The sequence below is a fragment of the Roseateles agri genome (genome assembly GCF_034043675.1).
GTDB lineage: Bacteria > Pseudomonadota > Gammaproteobacteria > Burkholderiales > Burkholderiaceae_C > KK5.
Map to the genome: position 1 here is coordinate 740,040 of NZ_JAXCLA010000004.1, position 15,436 is coordinate 755,475.

The following is a 15,436-nucleotide window of genomic DNA, read 5'->3' on the forward strand; positions in this document are numbered from 1 at the left end:
ATAAATCGGCCTGATAAAGACCTGAAGGGACAAGACCATGGCGCAAGATTTCAGCTCGCTGTTCAACCATCACGAACGCGAGGTCTTCTCCACGGTGATGGAACTGGCGCCGAACTACGCCGCCAATGTCGACCTGGACGCGGACACGCTCTGCGACGTCGCCTGCGTGGCGCTGAACCGCCTGCCGCCGCGCTACATCCGCCACGAGGTCGATTTCTCGTTCTACCTGACCGAGCGGGAGCGCCAGGAGATCAGCGCCGCGGTGCACGAGGCGGTGACTTACGCCTTCAACTTCGTCGAGGCGCGCACCGCGCTGCGGGCGCGCAACGTTTAAGCCGTTCTTGAATTGCGATCCGGGATCAGGATCGTCGGGAAGCTGACCGGCAGCGTGCGCGGGTAGTCGCGGCTGAAGTGCAGGCCGCGGCTCTCGTGGCGCAGCAGCGCCGAGCGCACGATCAGCTCCGCGCACTCGACCAGGTTGCGCAGTTCCAGCAGGTCGCGGGTCACGCGGAAATTGGCGTAGTAGTCGTCGATCTCGCTGCGCAGCAGGTCGATCCGGTGCAGCGCGCGCTCCAGCCGCTTGGTCGTGCGCACGATGCCGACGTAGTTCCACATCAAGAGGCGCAACTCGTCCCAGTTGTGGGCGATGACGACCTGCTCGTCGGCATTCTCGACCTGGCTCTCGTCCCAGTCCGGCAGCGGCTCGGCCGCCGGCTGCGGCAACGCCAGGATGTCGCTCGCGCAGGTCTGGCCCAGCACCACGCACTCCAGCAGCGAATTGCTCGCCAGGCGGTTCGCGCCATGCAGGCCGGTGTAGGTGGTCTCGCCCACGGCGTAGAGGTTGGGCAGGTCGCTGCGGCCGTTCAGGTCGGTGACGACGCCGCCGCAGGTGAAGTGCACCGCCGGCACGACCGGGATCGGCTGCTTCGCGATGTCGATGCCCAGGCTCAGGCAGCGCGCATGGATGGTCGGGAAGTGTTCCTTCAGGAAGGCCTCGCCGAGGTGCGTGGCATCGAGCCAGACGTGGTCCAGGCCGTGCTTCTTCATCTCGAAGTCGATCGCGCGGGCGACGATGTCGCGCGGCGCCAGCTCCATCCGCTCGTCGTGCGCGGCCATGAAGCGGGTGCCGTCCGGCAGCTTGAGGTGACCGCCCTCCCCGCGCAGCGCCTCGGTGATCAGGAAGCTGCGCTCCTGCGGGTGGTAGAGGCAGGTCGGGTGGAACTGGATGAACTCCATGTTCGCGACGCGGCAGCCGGCGCGCCAGGCCATCGCGATGCCGTCGCCGGTGGAGGTGTCGGGGTTGGTCGTGTAGCGGTAGACCTTGCCGGCGCCGCCGGTGGACATCACCACGGCACGGGCCGGCAGTGTCTCGACCTTCTGCGTATCGATGTCCAGCGCGTAGATGCCGTAGCAGCGCGGCAGTTCCTCGCGCTGCAGGTGGCGCGAGGTGATCAAGTCCAGCGCCATCCAGCGCTCGCGCAACGTGATGTTCGGGTGCTCCCGCGCGGCGTCCAGCAACTGGTCGTGGATGGCCTTGCCGGTGGCATCGGCCGCGTGGGCGATGCGGCGCACCGCATGGCCGCCCTCGCGCGTCAGGTGCAGGCCCAGCGGGCCGTCGTGGTCGGGCGTGAAGGGCACGCCCTGGCGCACCAGCCATTCGACCGCCTGCGCGCTGCGCTCGGCGATGAAGCGGGCGGTGGCCTCGTCGACCAGGCCGGCGCCGGCGTCCTGCGTGTCGCGGACATGGCTCTCGATGCTGTCGTCTCGCCCCAGCACCCCGACGATGCCGCCCTGCGCCCAGGCGGTGGCGGCCTCGGTCAACTCGCGCTTGGCCAGCACGACGACCGGCACGGTGTCGGCCAGATGGAGGGCAACGGTGAGGCCGGCCAGACCGGCGCCAACGATCACCACGGGAGCTGCTGCATTCGTCATTCCGGAGCGCCCGTGCTTTTCATCGAGGCGTCATGCAAAAGGGAAACCGATTCTATGGGTGTGTGCCCCTGCGCTCAGGACCCCGTACCCGCTTCGGCAGCATGGGCGGCCATGGCCTTGCGCAGTTCGAGCAAGGCGAGCTCGAAGTCGTACTCGCGCATCGCATCGTCGATGGCCTTGTAGCCCGTGCCGGCAATGGCCCGGAACTCTTCGCGGTGCTCGTCGAACAGGTCGGCGGCCTGCGAATCGGAGCCGTCCAGCAGCTCCTGCAGATGGCGGTAGACCTCCTGCAGTGCGGCCAGGGTGACGGTGCCGGCGGCGGGGGTTGGCGTGGCGCTGCTGCTCGGAGTCGCGTCGTGCCGATCGAGGATCGTGGCCAGGGCCTGGACCAGGGTCTCGAGCGGCTCCTGCAGCCGCTGCAGCTCCGCCTCGATGGCTGCCGATGCCTGCCTCTCGCGGATGGCCGACTCCAGCCGGGTCGCCAGCTCCTGCACCTCGGTCGCACCGACATTGCCCGCCACCCCGCGCAGGGTGTGGGCCAGCCGTTCGGCAACGGTCACCTCGCCCAGCCGCAGCGAAACGCGGATGTGGGCGCAGGTATCGGCCTGGCCGCTGACGAAGGTGCGCAGCATGTTCAGGTACAGGGACTCCTTGCCCATCACCCGCTTGAGGCCCAGTTGCAGGTCCAGCCCCGGCACGTCGTGCAGCAGGGTCTCCAGCGGCAGGGCCACCGCACCGCGGGGCACGGCGGGCGCGGCCTTGGGGGCGGGCAAGGCACCCAGGCCGGCGCGCGGGCGGATCCACTGCGCCAGCGCGCGCCACAGCTCGTCGGGCTCGATGGGCTTGGAGAGGAAACCCTGCATGCCCGCGGCGCTGCAGCGGTCGCGGTCGACCTGCATCGCGTTGGCCGTCATGGCCAGGATCGGCATGGGCCCGAAGCGTTCCTCGCGCCGGATCAGCAGGGTGGCCTGGATGCCGTCCATCACCGGCATCTGCATGTCCATCAGCACCACGTCGTAGGGCATGGCGGGCTCGCGCGCCAGCACCATGTCGAGAGCAATCTGGCCGTTGCCGGCGATCTCGACGATGAAGCCCGCGTCCTGCAGCAGTTCCCCGGCCACCTGCTGATTCACCTCGTTGTCTTCCACCAGCAGCACGTGGGCGCCGCGCAGCGGGGCCAGGGCCGCCAGCGCGGCGCTGCCAGGCTCTTCCTGGCGCAGCGCCATCGCCGACGCCTGGCGCCCGAACAGGCGCATCAGCGTGTCGAACAGCAGCGAGCCATTGACAGGCTTGAGCAGCAGGTCTTCCACGCCCGCGCCCTTGGCGGCCTCGGCCACCTCCTCGCGGCCATAGGCGGTCACCATCACCCGCTGCGGCAGCGCCGGCAGATCCAGCGCGGCGATGCGCCGGGCGGTCTCCAGGCCGTTCATGCCGGGCATCTGCCAGTCCAGCATCACCACGTCGAAGGGCCGGCCCGCCGCCACGGCGGCCCGCACGGCATCCAGCGCGTGGGGGCCGGAATCCACCGCGGTCACCTCGAAGTTCAGCGTGGCGACCATGTCCACCAGCACTGCCCGGGCGTGCTCGTTGTCGTCCACCACCAGCACGCGGCGCCCGCGCAGGTCGTCCGGCGCCAGCCGGCGGCTGCGCCGCTCGCCCAGGCCCAGCCGGGCCGTGAACCAGAAGCACGAGCCTTTCCCCGGCTCGCTCTCCACCCCCACCTCCCCGCCCATCAGCGCGGCCAGGCTCTTGCTGATGGCGAGGCCCAGGCCGGTACCGCCGAACTGGCGCGTGGTGGAGGTGTCGGCCTGCTGGAAGCTCTGGAACAGGCGGCCCATCTGCTCCGGCGTCATGCCGATGCCGGTGTCGCGCACCTCGAAGCGCAGCAGGACCTCGGTGGGACTCTGCTCCTCGACCCGCACCACCATGTCGATCTCGCCATGCTCGGTGAACTTGATGGCGTTGTTGGCGTAGTTGATGAGGATCTGGCTCAGGCGCAGCGGATCGCCCACGAGGTGCTGGGGCACCTCGGCCGGCAGGTCGAAGATCAGCTCCAGGTTCTTGATCTGGGCCTTGTCGGCCACCACGGTGGCCACGTTCTCCAGCACGCGGTCCAGCTCGAAGGGCGTCTTCTCGACACTGAGCTTGCCCGACTCCACCTTGGAGAAGTCCAGGATGTCGTTGAGGATGCCCAGCAGGTGCTGGCCCGACTGGCGGATCTTCATCACGTAGTCGCGCTGGCGCGGATTCAGGTCCGTCTTCAGCGCCAGGTAGGACATGCCGATGACGGCGTTCATCGGCGTGCGGATCTCGTGGCTCATATTGGCCAGGAAGTCGCCCTTGGCCTTGCTGGCCGCATCGGCCGCGTCCTTGGCCACGCGCAGCTCTTCCACCATCTGGCGCATCTCGGCCTCGGCGCGACGCGATTCCATGAACAGGACCTCGCGCGACTTTTCCGCGAAGCGGCTGCGCAGCGCCTCCACCGCGCGCAGCTCCACGTGGTGGTGCAGCGCGAAGTACAGGCGCAGCCCGTGCCGCCCCTGCTCCGCGAAGACCTCATGGCTCCGCGCGAAATCCAGCAGTTGCCGGGGCGGCCGGGGCCGGGGCAGCGGCGTGTCCGAGCCGAAGGCCAGCACGGCGAAGCAGTCGTGCCCGTCGCGGCTGAACGACAGCGCCACATCGGCCGCGCTGGCATTGACCAGCATCCAGCGGCACAGCTCGGAGACGCAGGCGGCGATGGGGGTGCAGCGCGTGGCGTCGCCCTCCACCGCCAGCAGCGCCTGCAGCACCTTGCGGCGCGCTTCCACGCACGAGGCCTCGCCCAGCAGCGCGATGTGGCCGACCCCAGCTATGCCCTGCATTTCAGCACCACGCAGCTGGCGTCGTCGGTGGATTTGCCGCCGTGCTGAAGCACGTTGTCGGCGATGTGGGCAGCGGTGCCCAGGTGCGCGCGGGCGAGCACCTGCGTGCTCAGGGTTTCGCGGATGCCGTCGGAATACAGCAGCACCACGTCGCCCGCATGCAGCTGGAACTGCTGCACCTCAGGCGTCGGGAAACGCTCGCCCAGCACACCGTCGCGGCAGATGCCGGCCCATGGCACAGCACCCACGCAACGGATGCGGATGTTGCCGATGCCTGCAAAGGCCAAGGTGGAACGAGCGGTGTCCACGAAGGCGATCGCCGCGGCCGCGCCGATCGTGCCCACCGCGCTCTGGTGCAGCAGCCACAACAGGTGCGCCATGTCCGTGCCGGCCACCGCACGCAGCTGCTGCGCGAGCCGTGTCGACAACGCATGCGCCCGCGGGCCATGCCCCGAGGCGTCGATGCATCCCAGCAGGAGGCCTCCCGCCACAGGCTGCACGACGGTGCTGTCGCCCGAGACGGATTCGGGATAGCAGGGCCGGTTGATCTCGGCCGTATCGAAGGCCACGGCGGGCACGGTCGGCAGGATCGGCAGCGGCGGGAGGCTGGATGCGGGACCGGCCGCCTTGTGCAGCGCAGCCGGCTTCGCCATCCACTTTTGCACGCGGACGCGGCAGCCGCGGCCGGGCTCCGAATCGATGTGGAACTCCGAGACCATGCGGCGCACGCCGGACAGGCCCAGGCCCAGCGTGCCCGAGGAGCTGTAATGCTCCTGCATGGCCTGGGCGATGTCGGGGATGCCGGGGCCGTTGTCCTCGGCCACCACCTCCACTCCGGTGCGGAAATCCTCCTGCACCGTCTGTACGCGGATGTGGCCGCTGCCGGCGTACTTGAGGATGTTGCTGCCCAGCTCGGAGACCAGCGTAGCGAGCTGCGAGAGATCCAGCGGCGAGCAGCGCGCCAGGCTGGCCATGCCCATGACGCCGCTGGCCGCCATGCGCAGGTCCAGCATCGACTGGAGCCGGAAGACTGCCGTCTCGCTACCCCAGGGATGGCCCGCGCTGTTCACGCTTCATGCCTCCTGCGCCAGCCGCGCCATCAACGCGAAGGCGTCCTCCATCTGCAGGCAGAAATGCATGTCGCCCATGTCCGCGCCCGCCTGCGCCAGGAAGGCCGCGATGCCGGGGCTCAGCGCCACCAGGAACACCCGCGCGCCCAGGAAACCCGCCACCTTGGCCAGCGTGCGCACCCGCGCGAACTCATGCAGGTCCAGGATGCGCACGCCCGAGAAATCCAGGACGACCGCCGGCGCACGGCGGGCCACCAGCCACTGCGAGACCGCATCGAAGAGCTGGGCAAACGTCTCTTCGCCAGCGTCCCCTGGCATGGCGACCACCAGGCAGCCCTGCACCTCGGTCATGGAGACGGCGCCCAGGTCGCCGGCTGAGAATTCCGCCACGCTACACGGCGGGGCGTGGTCGCACCGCAAGAGCGTTGTTGGGCGCCGCCATGGTGGCGGTGTTGACGGTGCCCATGTCCATCACGCCCACGGCGCGCAGCGCCAGCTCGAAGGCATCGCGCAGGGTGGCGGTGGTGCGCACCTCGCCGATGGAGACGCCCAGCTCCACCATCGTGCGCGCGATCGACGGCGACACGCCGGAGATGATGGACTCGCAGCCCATCAGCCGCGTGGCCTTGGTGATCTTGATGAGCTGGTTGGCCACGCCGGTATCGACCGAGGCCACGCCGCTGATGTCCAGCACGAAGACCTTGGCGCGGCTCTCCGCGATCTTGGTCAGGGTCTTGTTCATGATCTCGTTGGTGCGCGTGGTGTCGATGATGCCCACCAGCGGCAGCAGCAGGATGCCTTCCCAGATCGGCGTGACCGGCGTGGACATCTCCATCATCGCGCGGCTGTGGTCGGCGATGCGTTCGCGCGCGATGCGCGAGATGGTGTCGATGACCAGGAAGGTGTCCAGCTTCAGCAGCTTGTTGACGGCCATCATCAGGGTCATGACCTCGTCGCCCGACAGCCCTGCGGCCTTGAGCCGCTCGCCGAACATCTGGTAGGACATGCTCACACCGGCGAAGTAGATGTCGTTGGGCAGCTCGATGTGGGCATGCACCGCACCGACGTGCGTGCGCCGGGCGACGTAGAAGTCGTTGATCTCGGCGGCGAAGAATTCCTTCCAGTGCGCGGTCTGCAGCTTGGTGACGCGGGCCACGTTGGCGGCGTCGGGAAAGAACTGCAGGTACTCGGGCTGCTGGCGCAGCCACACGTACCAGGCCTCCACGAAGTCTTCGAGCTGCGGCGCGAGGATGGCGCCTGCCTTGCGAATGTTCTCGACGTCCAGCGCGGTGATATTGAACTTCTCAAGCAGCTCGACAGAGGTCATCGTCTTCTCCCTTAGAAGGTGCGACTCGCGGTGTGCCCGGGGTACTGCTCCCCTGGACCATACCATCGGTGAGAAGTTTCGACGGTGACACGCCAAAGTCTGTGAGACTTTGGCCACGCTTGTCGAATCAGGGCTCCGCGTCCTCGACGAAGGTCAGGCGATTGCCGAAGGGGTCCGTCACCGTCATCTCGCGGCTGCCCCAGGGCTTCAGTTCGATGCCCGGCTTGGCATGCTTGTAGTCGGCCGCGCTGAGCTGCTGATGCAGGGCGTCCAGCGCCGGTGTCACGATGCGCAGCGAGGCGCCGGGGCAGCAGTCGCCATGGTGGCCGCTCAGGTGCAGCTGGCAGTCGCCCTGCGAGACCTGCATGTACAGCGGGAAGTTGTCGCCGAAGCGGTGTTCCCAGTCGACCGCGAAGCCGAGGAAGCCGACGTAGAAATCCCGCGCCAGCGCCTCGTCGAAGATGCGCAGCACGGGGGTCGGGGCATGGAGCTGAAATGACATGGGGCGACTCCGAAGTGGAATCGCCCCATCTTGCCCTACCGGATGGCTACGTTCAGTGGACCACGCGCCCGAAGCTGAACTCGTCTCCGGCGACATCCACCGGGATCACGTCCTTGGGCCCGAAGCGGCCTTCCAGGATCAGCTTGGACAGCGGGTTCTCCACCCGCTGCTGGATCGCCCGCTTCAGCGGCCGCGCGCCGAAGGCCGGGTCGAAGCCGACCTTGGCCAGCTCGGCCAGCGCCGCGTCGCTGACGTCCAGCTTCATGTCCAGCTTCTCGAGCCGCTGCTCCAGCACCTTCAGCTGGATGCGTGCGATGGACGCGATGTTCTTGTTGTCCAGCGCATGGAACACGACGACCTCGTCGATCCGGTTCAGGAACTCGGGCCGGAAGTGGGTCTTGATCTCGCCCCACACCGCGTCCTTGATCACGGCCGACGATTCGCCGGTCAGTGCCATGATCTGCTGCGAGCCCAGGTTGGACGTCATCACGATCACCGTGTTCTTGAAGTCCACGGTGCGGCCCTGGCCGTCGGTCAGGCGGCCGTCGTCCAGCACCTGCAGCAGCACGTTGAACACGTCCGGATGCGCCTTCTCGACCTCGTCGAGCAGGATCACGCTGTAGGGCTTGCGGCGCACCGCTTCCGTCAGCACCCCGCCCTCCTCGTAGCCCACGTAGCCCGGCGGCGCGCCGATCAGGCGGCTGACCGAGTGCTTCTCCATGAACTCGCTCATGTCGATGCGGATCATGTGGTCCGCGCTGTCGAACAGGAAGCCGGCCAGCGCCTTGCACAGCTCGGTCTTGCCGACGCCGGTGGGGCCGAGGAACAGGAAGGAGCCGGTCGGGCGGTTCGGGTCCGACAGGCCGGCGCGCGAGCGGCGGATCGCATCGGACACGGCGGTGATGGCCTCGTCCTGGCCCACGACGCGCTCGTGCAGCTTCGTTTCCATCTGCAGCAGCTTGTCGCGCTCGCCCTGCATCAGCTTGGCGACCGGGATGCCGGTGGCGCGGGCCACGACCTCGGCGATCTCCTCGGCGCCGACCAGGGTGCGCAGCAGTTGCGGGCGCGCAGCCGTACCACCCGCCTTGCCGGCTTCCTTCGCCTGGGCTTCCTTGAGGCTCTTCTCCAGCTCGGGCAGCTTGCCGTACTGCAGCTCCGCGACCTTGTTGAAGTCACCCTTGCGCTTCAGGTCCTCGATCTGCTGGCGGATGCGGTCGATCTCTTCCTTGACATGCGCCGAACCCTGGGCCTGCGCCTTCTCGCTCAGCCAGATCTCTTCCAGGTCCTCGTACTCGCGCTGCAGGCGCAGCAGCTCTTCCTCGATCAGGTCGAAGCGCTTCTGCGAGGCCTCGTCCTTCTCGCGGCGCACGGCCTCGCGCTCGATCTTCAGCTGGATCATGCGGCGGTCGAGCCGGTCCATGACCTCGGGCTTGGAGTCGATCTCGATCTTGATCTTGGCGGCGGCCTCGTCGATCAGGTCGATCGCCTTGTCGGGCAGGAAGCGGTCGGTGATGTAGCGGTGGCTCAGCTCGGCCGCGGCGATGATGGCCGGGTCGGTGATCTCGACGCCGTGGTGCACCTCGTACTTTTCCTGCAGGCCGCGCAGGATCGCGATCGTGGCCTCGACGCTGGGCTCGTCCACCAGCACCTTCTGGAAGCGGCGTTCCAGCGCGGCGTCCTTCTCCACGTACTTGCGGTACTCGTCCAGCGTGGTTGCGCCGATGCAGTGCAGTTCGCCGCGCGCGAGCGCCGGCTTGAGCATGTTGCCGGCGTCGATCGCGCCCTCGGCCTTGCCGGCGCCGACCATTGTGTGGATCTCGTCGATGAAGATGATCGTCTGGCCTTCGTCCTTGGCGACCTCCTTCAGCACGCCCTTCAGGCGTTCCTCGAACTCGCCGCGGAACTTCGCGCCGGCCAGCAGCAGCGCCATGTCCAGCACGAGCACGCGCTTGTTCTTGAGGGAGTCGGGCACCTCGCCGTTGATGATGCGCTGCGCCAGGCCCTCGACGATGGCCGTCTTGCCGACGCCCGGTTCGCCGATCAGCACCGGGTTGTTCTTGCTGCGGCGCTGCAGCACCTGGATGGTCCGGCGGATCTCGTCGTCACGGCCGATCACCGGGTCGAGCTTGCCGCTCCTGGCGCGCTCGGTCAGGTCGAGCGTGTATTTCTTCAGCGCCTCGCGCTGGCCTTCGGAGTCGGCAGAATCCACCTTCTCACCGCCGCGCACCGCTTCGATCGCGCCTTCCAGCGCCTTGCGGGTCAGGCCGTGGCCGCGCGCGACGCCGGCCAGGTCGGTCTTCGCGTCGGACAGCGCCAGCAGGAACATTTCGCTGGCGATGAACTGGTCGCCGCGCTTGCCGGCCTCCTTCTCGGCCGCCTGCAACAGGCTGATCAGGTCGCGCCCGGCGCTGACCTGCTGGCCCTCGCCCTGCACGCTGGGCAGGCCAGCCACGATGGTCTCCACCGCCGTCTTCAGCGCCGGCACCTTGACCCCGGCACGCTCCAGCAAGGCCTTCGGCCCGTCTTCCTGGACGAGCATGGCCGCCAGCACGTGGGCGGGTTCGATGTACGGGTTGTCGCGGGCGATCGCCAGGCTCTGGGCTTCGGCGATGGCTTCCTGAAAACGGGTGGTGAATTTGTCGGGGCGCATATGGGCTAACTCCTTGATTCCACGCAAGTTAGGCCTGGGCCCGCGGATTTCAAGGGTCGTGGCCTTCGTCCATCAGGCCGGCGATGTGGAAGCAGGCCAGCATCGTCAGCGCCCCGAGGATCGCCAAGGTCGCGGCAAGGCGCGTGCCCTGCCACAGCGAGCCGAACCATTCGTTGAACTCCACCGCCCAGACGGCCGCCTTGCCGCCGACGTGCTCGATCTGGCGCTTGCGCGCCTCGTCGGCCTGCTCGCTGTCGAAGACCTGGCCGCCGATGATCTCGTAGCCCTGCGTCAAGCGCGGATCCGGCCCACTGGTGGCATGCCAGTAGGCCAGCGCCGCGGCCAGCAGACCGATCACCAGGCCCAGCACGCCGGCGCGGCGCAACATGCGGGCGTTCATTCGCCCAGCACCGTGCGCATCAGCGCCAGGCCCAGCGCCGCCGCCGCCAGCGAACCCAGCACGTGCATGCCGGTGTGCGCTAGAGCCAGGCCGAATTCACCGCGCTGCAGCAGCGCCAGCGATTCGCCGGAGAAGGAGGAGAAGGTCGTCAGCCCGCCCAGGAAGCCGGTCACCAGCAGCAGCTTGAGCAACTCGTTCGGCTGGCGGCCAAACCATTCCAGCGCCATGCCGATCATCAGGCCGCCGACCACGTTGACCAGCAGCGTGCCCAGCGGGAAACCCTGCCAGCGCGCGTTCAGCCACAGCCCCGCGGCCCAGCGCGCCAGCGAACCGACGCTGGCGCCGGCGGCTACCGCCAGCACCTGCAGGACGATCATTGCGCGTTCCCCTGCACCCCGATGCCCCAGCGCGCCAGCGCCGCGTCGTCGGCCGTGCGGGCGTCCACCCAGTGCGCGCCGTCGGGCGTGTGTTCCTTCTTCCAGAACGGCGCCTGCGTCTTAAGGTAGTCCATCAGGAATTCGCAGGCCTGGAAGGCCTGGCCGCGATGCGCGGAAGCGACCAGCACCAGCACGATCTGGTCGCGCGCCTCGAGCCGGCCGATGCGGTGGATCACCCGCGCGGCGCGGATGTCGAAGCGCTGGAAGGCGGCGTCGATCATGGCCTCGATCGCCGTCTCAGTCATGCCCGGGTAGTGCTCCAGTTCCATCGCGCTGACCGCCTGACCGTGGCTGGCGTCGCGCACGGTGCCGACGAAGCTCACGATGGCACCGATGCCCCCATCGCCGGCTCGCAAAGCGGCCGTCTCGGCGCCGAGGTCGAAGTCTTCTGAGCGGATGCTGACGCGGGGCGTTTTCTGCATGGCAGCAATTGTGTCATCGCGTCCCCAATGTTCAGTAACAGCTTGGCCGCCCTCCCGGCATTCTTCACTTTACGGCTCAAGCATTCCTTAAGTCGGCTGTTGGATACTTGCGCCGTTTCGGTCACCATCGGCGGCCGCGCGCTCACGACGAATCGAGGAGTTGAGACATGGGATTGATGGACTTCATCAAGAAACAGTTCATTGACATCATCCAATGGACCGAAGACGGCGACGGCACCCTCGCCTGGCGCTTCCCCATGGCCGACATGGAAATCCAGAACGGCGCCTCGCTGACGGTGCGCGAGTCGCAGGTCGCGCTGTTCGTCAACGAAGGCCAGATCGCCGACGTCTTCGGCCCCGGCACCTACAAGCTCACCACGCAGACGCTGCCGGTCCTCACCTACCTGAAGAACTGGGACAAGCTGTTCGAGTCCCCGTTCAAGAGCGACGTCTACTTCCTCAGCACCCGCCAGCAGGTCGACCAGCGCTGGGGCACGACCCAGCCGGTGACGATCCGCGACAAGGACTTCGGCGCCGTGCGCCTGCGCGGCTTCGGCAACTTCAGCTACCGCATCGGCGACGCCAAGACCTTCCACAAGGAAGTCTCCGGCACCCGCGAGCGCTACACCACGCAGGACCTCGACGGCCAGCTCCGCGGCCTGATGCTGCAGCACATCAGCGACGCAGTCGCGGGGTCGGGTCTTGCCTTCCTGGACCTGGCCGCCAACCAGGTCGAGTTCGCCGCGCAGCTGCAGGCCGCCACGGCGCCTTCGTTCGAGAAGCTGGGCCTGAAGCTGGAGGCCGTGACGCTGCAGAACGTGTCGCTGCCGGAGGAACTGCAGAAGATCCTCGACCAGCGCATCGGCATGGGCATGATCGGCCAGAACATGGGCCAGTTCATGCAGTACCAGACGGCGCAGTCCATCCCGCAGCTGGCTCAGGGCGTGGGCCAGGGCGGCGGCATCGCCGGCGACGCGATGGGCCTGGGCGCCGGCGTGGCGCTGGGCCAGGTGCTGGCGCAGCAGCTGGGCCAGGGCATCGGCAACGTCGCCGCCCACGCACCGGCCGCGGCAACTGCCGCTGCGCCGGCCGAAACCTCCGACTCGATCATGGCCCTGCTCGAGCGCCTCGGCGACCTGAAGGCCAAGGGCATCCTCACCGACGAGGAATTCGCCGCCAAGAAGACCGAGCTGCTCAAGAAGCTCGCCTGATCATTGGCGACTGAGCAGCCGCAGCGCCGCTGGCAGGCGCTGTGTCCCAACTGCGGTGCGCCGGTCGAGTTCGCCTCGGCGGCTTCGGCGAGTGCTGTCTGCAGCTTCTGCCGCAGCACGCTGGTGCGCGACGGCGATGCATTGCGCCGCATCGGTACCAGCGCCGAGCTGATCGAGGACTACTCGCCGCTGCAACTGGGCGCGAGCGGCCGGCATGCCGGCGAGGCGTTCACCATCGTCGGCCGGCTGCAGCTGCGCTATGCCGATGGGGGCTGGAACGAATGGCATGCGCTGTTCGACAGCACCGGCCGCAGTGCCTGGCTGTCGGAGGACAACGGCAGCTTCGTGATGGCCTTCGACGCGCCGCTGGCCGAGGCCGCGCCGGCACCGGAGGCCCTGCGGCTCGGCGCCCCGCTGACGCTCGGCGGCAGCGGCTGGAGTGTCGCCGCGCTGACCCAGACCACACTGGCCGCTGCCGAGGGCGAACTGCCCCGGCCGCCGGCCTTGGGGCGCGAGTTCCTCGTGGCGGAACTGCGCAACGAGCGCGACGAGGTCGGCTCGCTGGAGTACAGCGATCCGCAGGCGCCGCAATGGTCGATCGGCCGACCGGTGCGGCTGGCCGACCTGCAACTGCGCGGCCTGCGCGATACCGAATCCTCGTCGACCCGCAGCCTCGCCGGCTCGCGCGCGCTGGCCTGCCCGAACTGCGGCGCGGCACTGGAGCCGCGACTGGACTCGACCGTCAGCATCATCTGTCCGCAGTGCCGCCACGTCGTGGACCTGAGCCAGGGCGTCGGCGCGGAACTGAAGCATTTCGCACAGGCGCATGGCGGGGAACCGCAGATCGCCCTCGGCAGCACCGGCTCGCTGGCCTTCGGCAGCTGCACCCCCGTGCCCTGGCAGGTCGTCGGTTACCAGGAGCGCTGCGACATCCCGGAGCCCGGCGACGACGACGAGACCACCTTCTGGCGCGAGTACCTGCTCTACAACCGCACGGAAGGCTTTGTCTTCCTGGTCGACGCCGAGGACGGCTGGAGCCTCGTGCGCCCGCTGACCGGCGCGCCCGCGGCCGCCGGCAGCACGGCGAGTTGGCAGGGCCGCAGCTACCGCCGCAAATACGCCTACGCGGCCCGCACCACCTACGTGCTGGGCGAGTTCTACTGGCAGCTCAAGCGCGACGAGCGGGCCCAGGTCGTCGACTACGAATCCACCTCGGGCGCGCGCAAGGCGGTGCTGAGCCGCGAGCAGACCGGCAACGAAGTGACCTGGAGCCAGGGCGAGGCGCTGGACGCCACCGAAGTGGCCCGCGCCTTCCGGCTCGCCCCAGACCGTGTGGCAGCGCTGCAGCGCGACGCGGCGCCGCCGCTGAGCCCCGGCCGCGTGCTGCGCTGGATCATCATCATCTTCGTGCTGTTGCCGCTGCTGCTCCTGATGCTGCGGCTGTGCAGCCGCGACGACTGCCAGGGCTATGCCGACAGCTTCGGCACGAATAGCGCGGAATACCAGCAGTGCCGGCGCAGCAACAGCGGTGGCTATATCGGCGGCACCAGCGGCGGCTCCTACGGCGGCTACAGCAGCGGCGGCGGTGGCCACAAGTAACTATTTCAGCAGGAGACCCTCACCATGAACGGCATCGAATGGCTGAAGCCCGCGATCGTCGCCGGCTCGATCCTCTACGCACTGATCGGCGTGGTGATCTTCTGGCTCTGCTTCGTCATCATCGACTGGATCACGCCCTACAAGCTGTGGGAAGAGATCGTCGAGAAGAAGAACCTGGCGCTGGCCATCGTCGTCGCCGCGATGTGCCTGTCGATCGGGCTGATCGTGTCAGCCGCGATCCACGGCTGAAGCACTGGCCCGGCGCCGCAGGCCCAGGGCGCCGAAGCCCAGCAGGCCGGACAGCATCAGCAACGCCGCTCCGGGCTCGGGCACGGTCGAGGCGAACGGCGTGGCCTGGATCGCATCGATGGTGCCGAGGCGGTCCACGCGGCTGCTGCCGTCGCTGGGATAGAACTGCAGCACCAGCAAGGGCGGGTTGCTGGCCGGCGTCAGGTCCGGCGGCGTGGCGCTGACCAGCTGGAACGAGCCGCTGGTGCCGCCGAAGGGCGAGAACCAGGGCCATTTGACGGATGCATCGGCGCTGGGCGGCCCCGAATGGCCCATCGCCAGCACGTCGAGCGAGGCCGTGTAAGTACTGCCGGAGAACGGCCCCTGTACGCCGACTCCGGCATTCAAGGTGAGTTGTTCGCCATTGCCGTCCGCGTACTCGATGATGTTGACGCTCTTGCTGGAGTTGAAGTGGCTGCCGGCCACGTCCAAGGTCGCCAGCCCGCCCAGCGCGGTGCTGGTCGTGTAGAAGTACTCCACGCCCGAGATGAAGGCCACCGGGCTGTTCGCGATCGAGGTGTCGAAGGTGTAACTGGCCTGGAAGGCCGCGCCGCCGGGCACCAGGGCCGCCAGGTCGGCCGGAGTGTTCGGGTCGGTCGCGTTGAAGTGTCCCTGGACGTACCAGGTCACCTGCGTGGCGCCGGCCGGTGCCGCCATGCCGAGCATGGCCGCCCCCATCAGGGCCAGCATCTGTTTTCCTGCAATCGCAAAGCTCATCGTCAACTCCTGGCACCGCG

The 15,436-nt window shown here is 68.2% G+C and carries 15 protein-coding genes; 4 read left to right on the plus strand and 11 right to left on the minus strand.

Annotated features, from left to right (window positions below; genetic code table 11):
* Window positions 1–37 precede the first annotated feature (37 nt).
* Window positions 38–334 (plus strand): late competence development ComFB family protein, encoded by a 297-nt coding sequence (locus SNE35_RS15320; protein ID WP_320423782.1) that lies wholly within the window; start codon window positions 38–40, stop codon window positions 332–334.
* Here SNE35_RS15320 and nadB read toward each other — a convergent pair.
* The 10 genes from nadB to SNE35_RS15370 form a co-directional block, all read right to left on the minus strand.
* Complete coding sequence (gene nadB, locus SNE35_RS15325; RefSeq protein ID WP_320423783.1) at window positions 331–1,932, minus strand: L-aspartate oxidase; 1,602 nt, start codon at window positions 1,930–1,932, stop codon at window positions 331–333. The genes SNE35_RS15320 and nadB overlap by 4 nt on opposite strands.
* A 74-nt stretch (window positions 1,933–2,006) precedes the next feature.
* Window positions 2,007–4,793 (minus strand): response regulator, encoded by a 2,787-nt coding sequence (locus SNE35_RS15330; protein WP_320423784.1) that lies wholly within the window; start codon window positions 4,791–4,793, stop codon window positions 2,007–2,009.
* Entirely contained in the window at window positions 4,781–5,863 is a 1,083-nt protein-coding gene (locus SNE35_RS15335; protein ID WP_320423785.1) for an ATP-binding SpoIIE family protein phosphatase, read from the minus strand. The genes SNE35_RS15330 and SNE35_RS15335 overlap by 13 nt, the downstream gene beginning before the upstream one ends.
* Window positions 5,864–5,866: 3 nt before the next feature.
* Window positions 5,867–6,253 (minus strand): STAS domain-containing protein, encoded by a 387-nt coding sequence (locus SNE35_RS15340; RefSeq protein WP_320423786.1) that lies wholly within the window; start codon window positions 6,251–6,253, stop codon window positions 5,867–5,869.
* A 1-nt stretch (window position 6,254) separates the two neighbouring features.
* Entirely contained in the window at window positions 6,255–7,190 is a 936-nt protein-coding gene (locus tag SNE35_RS15345; protein ID WP_320423787.1) for a protoglobin domain-containing protein, read from the minus strand.
* Window positions 7,191–7,317: 127 nt separating this feature from the next.
* Window positions 7,318–7,692, minus strand: coding sequence for a glyoxalase superfamily protein (locus tag SNE35_RS15350; RefSeq protein ID WP_320423788.1), 375 nt, complete (start codon window positions 7,690–7,692; stop codon window positions 7,318–7,320).
* Window positions 7,693–7,744: 52 nt separating this feature from the next.
* Window positions 7,745–10,342 (minus strand): ATP-dependent chaperone ClpB, encoded by a 2,598-nt coding sequence (clpB, locus tag SNE35_RS15355; protein WP_320423789.1) that lies wholly within the window; start codon window positions 10,340–10,342, stop codon window positions 7,745–7,747.
* A gap of 49 nt (window positions 10,343–10,391) precedes the next feature.
* On the minus strand, window positions 10,392–10,742 hold the full coding sequence (locus SNE35_RS15360; protein ID WP_320423790.1) for a hypothetical protein: 351 nt from the start codon (window positions 10,740–10,742) through the stop codon (window positions 10,392–10,394).
* On the minus strand, window positions 10,739–11,119 hold the full coding sequence (gene crcB, locus SNE35_RS15365; protein WP_320423791.1) for a fluoride efflux transporter CrcB: 381 nt from the start codon (window positions 11,117–11,119) through the stop codon (window positions 10,739–10,741). Before crcB ends, SNE35_RS15360 begins: the two co-directional genes overlap by 4 nt.
* Window positions 11,116–11,601 carry a molybdenum cofactor biosynthesis protein MoaE gene (locus SNE35_RS15370; protein WP_320423792.1) on the minus strand — a complete coding sequence of 162 codons (486 nt, stop codon included), beginning with the start codon at window positions 11,599–11,601 and terminating at the stop codon, window positions 11,116–11,118. Before SNE35_RS15370 ends, crcB begins: the two co-directional genes overlap by 4 nt.
* 167 nt (window positions 11,602–11,768) lie before the next feature.
* On the opposite strand from SNE35_RS15370, the gene SNE35_RS15375 reads away from it, so the two are divergent.
* From SNE35_RS15375 to SNE35_RS15385, 3 genes are read left to right on the plus strand one after another with little or no spacing between them, the layout of a single operon-like run.
* Window positions 11,769–12,812 (plus strand): SPFH domain-containing protein, encoded by a 1,044-nt coding sequence (locus SNE35_RS15375; protein ID WP_320423793.1) that lies wholly within the window; start codon window positions 11,769–11,771, stop codon window positions 12,810–12,812.
* 3 nt (window positions 12,813–12,815) lie between these two features.
* Entirely contained in the window at window positions 12,816–14,411 is a 1,596-nt protein-coding gene (locus tag SNE35_RS15380) for a DUF4178 domain-containing protein (protein ID WP_320423794.1), read from the plus strand.
* A 24-nt stretch (window positions 14,412–14,435) separates the two neighbouring features.
* Window positions 14,436–14,660 carry a DUF350 domain-containing protein gene (locus SNE35_RS15385; RefSeq protein WP_320423795.1) on the plus strand — a complete coding sequence of 75 codons (225 nt, stop codon included), beginning with the start codon at window positions 14,436–14,438 and terminating at the stop codon, window positions 14,658–14,660.
* On the opposite strand, the gene SNE35_RS15390 is transcribed toward SNE35_RS15385, so the two are convergent.
* On the minus strand, window positions 14,640–15,416 hold the full coding sequence (locus SNE35_RS15390; protein WP_320423796.1) for a PEP-CTERM sorting domain-containing protein: 777 nt from the start codon (window positions 15,414–15,416) through the stop codon (window positions 14,640–14,642). The genes SNE35_RS15385 and SNE35_RS15390 overlap by 21 nt on opposite strands.
* Window positions 15,417–15,436 lie beyond the last annotated feature (20 nt).